This window comes from Halomonas sp. BM-2019 (assembly GCF_017584085.1).
This window is the reverse complement of the sequence record NZ_CP071922.1, coordinates 1315629-1318644: the sequence shown is the minus strand read 5'-3', so window position 1 is coordinate 1318644 and position 3016 is coordinate 1315629. Positions and strand designations below refer to the sequence as shown.

The following is a 3016-nucleotide window of genomic DNA, read 5'->3' as shown; positions in this document are numbered from 1 at the left end:
CTCACCCCCCGGCACCGACGCCCTGTCGGTGCCGGGGGCCGACCCGGTGACGAGACCCGCCGCCTTCGCCATGCAGACCCCCATGTCCGATACTGTCCAGCCAAAAACTGCCCAGCCTAAAACCGCCCAGTTTCACAGCGCCCAGCCTCGCCTCGCCCCCTACCATACCGAACGGTCTCGCAACACTTCCCCTCGCCCCCCCGGCCATCGCCGTCTCCGTCTCGTGGCCGCCCGCGCGTCCCTGCCGACCCTGCTGCTGGCCCTGCTGCTGGCGGCCACACCGGCGGCGGCCGACTGCCCCGCGCCGTCCAGCGTCGACCTGGCCGCCATCAAGGGCGTGGGCGACACGCCTGCCCTGCCCGCCGGCCAGGCGGTGGTCGCCGACGGCGTGGTGACCGGGGAAGTCCTGGGCCGCGAACGCCTCAATGGCTTCTATCTGCAGCAGGCGACCGCGCAGGGCCCGGTCGGCCTGTTCGTCTATCTGCCCGGCGCCACGCCGAGCGATCAGGCCCTCATCGCCCCGGGACAGCACCTGCAGCTCCACGCCCGGACCGGCGAGTTCCACGGCCAGATCCAGCTGCAGCGAGTCGAGCGGATCGCGGTCTGCGCCCGCGACCGGCTGCCGGAGCCGAAGGCGCTGGAGTGGCCGCTCGGCGAGGAGGCGCTGTCACGCCTGGAGGGGCTGCTGGTGACCTTTCCCCAGCCCCTGACCGTCACCGGCAACTACGAGCTCGCCCGCTACGGCAGCCTGACGCTTGCCGCCGAGCGCCTGTTCCGGCCCACCAACAGCCCCGAGGCGACTCAGGAGCGCGCGGTGCTGATGCTGGACGACGGCAGCTACCGCGCCTTTCCCAGTCCCATTCCCTACCTGGATGAAGCGGGCAGCCGCCGCGTCGGCAGCCAGGTCGAGGGGCTGACCGGGGTGCTCACCCACGCCTTCGACGCCTACCGCCTGCACCCGACCCATGAGCCGCGCTTCGAGGACGCCAACCCGCGCCCGGCGCCGCTGCCGGCACCGGGAGAGCGGCTGCGGGTGGCGACCTTCAACGTCGAGAACTACTTCATCACCCTCGGCCAGCGCGGCGCCGCGACTACCGCCGAGCTGGAGCGCCAGCGGGCCAAGCTCGCCGCGGCGGTGGCCGGCCTCGAGGCCGACATCCTGGCCCTGGTGGAGGTCGAGAACGACCCGCGCGCCCTGGCCGACCTGGTCGAGCAGCTGAGCGAACGGACCGGGGTGCGCTATCGCGCGGTCGGCGGGGATGCCGACCGCGGCAGCGATGCCATCAAGCTCGCCCTGATCTACCGGCCTGACCGGGTGGCGGCCGTGAGCGAGCTCCATGCCGATAACCACCCCACCCACCACCGCCCGCCGCTCGCGGCCTTCTTCCGCAGCCTGGCGGGCGGCCCCGCCTTCGGCGTGGTGACCGCTCACTTCAAGTCCAAAACCGGCTGCCCGTCCCGGGGCGATATCGACCGCGGCCAGGGCTGCTGGAACGAGCGCCGCGTCGAGCAGGCCCAGGCCATGACCGCCTTCCTCGAGCGCCTCGCCGCCGAGGGAAGCGAGCGCCTGCTGCTGATCGGCGATCTCAACGCCTACGGCGCCGAGGCCCCGATCCGCACCCTGACCGGCGCGGGCCTGGTCGACCTGCTGGCCCGGGAGCTGCCGCCCGAGCGGCGCTACACCTATGTGTTTCGCGGCGAGTCGGGCTACCTGGACCATGCCCTGGCCAGCCCCGCGCTGGCCGCCGCCGTGGCGGCGCTGCGGCCCTGGCCCATCAATGCCGACGAGCCGCCCTTCCTCGGCTACGATGGCCCGGAGAGTGCGGCGCCCCACTTCCGCCCCGATCCCTTCCGCTCCTCGGACCATGACCCGGTGGTAGTGGACCTGGCACCCGCGGCGATGCGAAAGGGGGTGCAGTAGCGGCCGTTTACCGCTATGAAGACAAGAAGAAACGACAAGAAACAGGACGCTTCAGTCCCTGTAAGGAGCCCCATGGAGTCACCGCAGGACGACGCCGACGCCCGCCCCTGGGCCTGCCCCGGGGTTCACAACTACAGCGGCCCGATCCCGGCCGAGCTACCGCCCCCGGAGCACCCCAACCTGGCCGCGCTGCTCAGCGCCAGCGCCGCGCGCTTCGCCGCCCAGCGGGCGTTCACCGGCTGCATGCCCAACGGCATGAACGGCGCCTTGAGCTATGCGCAGGTCGACGAGGCCTCCGACGCCTTCGCCGTCTATCTGCGCGAGGGGCTGGGGCTGGCCCCCGGCAGCCGAGTCGCGGTGCAGCTCCCCAACTGCCTGAGCTATCCGGTGGTCGTCTTCGGGATCCTCAAGGCCGGCTGCGTGCTGGTGAACACCAACCCGCTCTACGCGGCCTTGGAGATGACCCACCAGTTCCGCGACAGCGGCGCCGAGGCGCTGGTCATCGTCGACCTCTTCGTCGACAAGCTGCCCGAGGTGCTGCCCCACACCGCTATCCGCCATGTGGTGGTGACGAGCCTCGCGCAGTTCTTCCCGGCCGTGGTTCGCCAGGTGGTCAAGGCGGTGCTCAAGTACTGGAACCGGGTAATCCCGCCCTGCCGCGTCGAGGTGACCCCGCTCGGCCAGGCGCTGGCCGAGGGCCGGCGGCTGCGCCAGGCGCAAGGCGTGGCGGTGGCCGACTATTGGCATAACCTGGCACCCGACAGCCTCGCCGCGCTGCAGTACACCGGCGGCACGACCGGCATCGCCAAGGGGGCCATGCTCAGCCACGGCAACCTGCTCGCCAACGTGGCGCAGATCGAGGCCATGGCCGGCTCACACATCACCGACGGCGAGGAGTGCGTGCTCACCGCCCTGCCGCTCTACCACATCTTCGCCTTCTCGGTGAACCTGCTCGCCTTCTTCAAGCACGGCGCCCACAACGTCCTGGTGCCCAACCCGCGGCCGATCCAGAACCTGCAGCGGGCGATCGAGAACTACCCCATCAGCTGGATCAGCGGGGTCAACACCCTCTTCAATGCCCTGCTAAACGAGGAG

2 protein-coding genes are annotated in these 3016 nt (G+C 71.2%); both read left to right on the top strand.

Translation table 11 applies throughout. The features are described from left to right. The first annotated feature begins 70 nt into the window (after positions 1 to 70). Complete coding sequence (locus J5F18_RS06695; protein WP_346302190.1) at positions 71 to 1921, top strand: ExeM/NucH family extracellular endonuclease; 1851 nt, start codon at positions 71 to 73, stop codon at positions 1919 to 1921. Between the two features lie 72 nt (positions 1922 to 1993). Further along, positions 1994 to 3016: AMP-binding protein (locus tag J5F18_RS06690; protein ID WP_346301507.1), on the top strand; the 1023-nt coding region annotated here is incomplete at its 3' end.

Coding starts and splice junctions, on each gene's coding strand:
- J5F18_RS06695 (WP_346302190.1), top strand. CDS start 71: ATGCAGACCCCCATGTCCGATACTGTCCAGCCAAAAACTGCCCAGCCT.